This is a genomic window from Kitasatospora sp. NPDC001119 (assembly GCF_053598475.1).
Window position 1 is genome coordinate 1 of the sequence record NZ_JBSFKI010000103.1, and the last position, 1,069, is coordinate 1,069.

1 rRNA gene is annotated in these 1,069 nt (G+C 56.9%); it reads right to left on the reverse strand.

Features of this window, described 5'->3' with window-relative positions:
* Window positions 1-1,069: ribosomal RNA gene (locus tag ACWDD9_RS43855) — 23S ribosomal RNA — on the reverse strand; the annotation flags it as partial.

The following is a 1,069-nucleotide window of genomic DNA, read 5'->3' on the forward strand; positions in this document are numbered from 1 at the left end:
TTTGGGGTACGGGCCGCCATGAAACTCGCTAGAGGCTTTTCTCGACAGCATAGGATCATCCACTTCACCACAATCGGCTCGGCATCAGGTCTCAGCCTTAATGAGTGACGGATTTGCCTATCACTCGGCCTACACCCTTACCCCGGGACAACCACCGCCCGGGCTGGACTACCTTCCTGCGTCACCCCATCGCTCACCTACTACAGACTTGGTTCAGCGGCTCCACCACGTCCCATTGTCCGAAGACTCCGGGCCGGCTTCACGGCCTTAGCATCACCTGGTTCGACGTTGGCGCTTCAAAGCGGGTACGGGAATATCAACCCGTTGTCCATCGACTACGCCTGTCGGCCTCGCCTTAGGTCCCGACTTACCCTGGGCAGATCAGCTTGACCCAGGAACCCTTGGTCAATCGGCGCAAGAGTTTCTCACTCTTGTATCGCTACTCATGCCTGCATTCTCACTCGTATACCGTCCACGACTGGTTTCCACCGCCGCTTCACCCGGCACACGACGCTCCCCTACCCATCACAGCAGGCGTTGGCCCTATATGCTGCAATGACACGACTTCGGTGATGTGCTTGAGCCCCGCTACATTGTCGGCGCGGAATCACTTGACCAGTGAGCTATTACGCACTCTTTCAAGGGTGGCTGCTTCTAAGCCAACCTCCTGGTTGTCTCTGCGACTCCACATCCTTTCCCACTTAGCACACGCTTAGGGACCTTAGTCGGTGTTCTGGGCTGTTTCCCTCTCGACCATGGAGCTTATCCCCCACAGTCTCACTGCCACGCTCTCACTTACCGGCATTCGGAGTTTGGCTAAGGTCAGTAACCCGGTAAGGCCCATCGCCTATCCAGTGCTCTACCTCCGGCAAGAAACACGTGACGCTGCACCTAAATGCATTTCGGGGAGAACCAGCTATCACGGAGTTTGATTGGCCTTTCACCCCTAACCACAGGTCATCCCCCAGGTTTTCAACCCTGGTGGGTTCGGTCCTCCACACGGTCTTACCCGCGCTTCAACCTGCCCATGGCTAGATCACTCCGCTTCGGGTCTTGGGCATGCAACTCA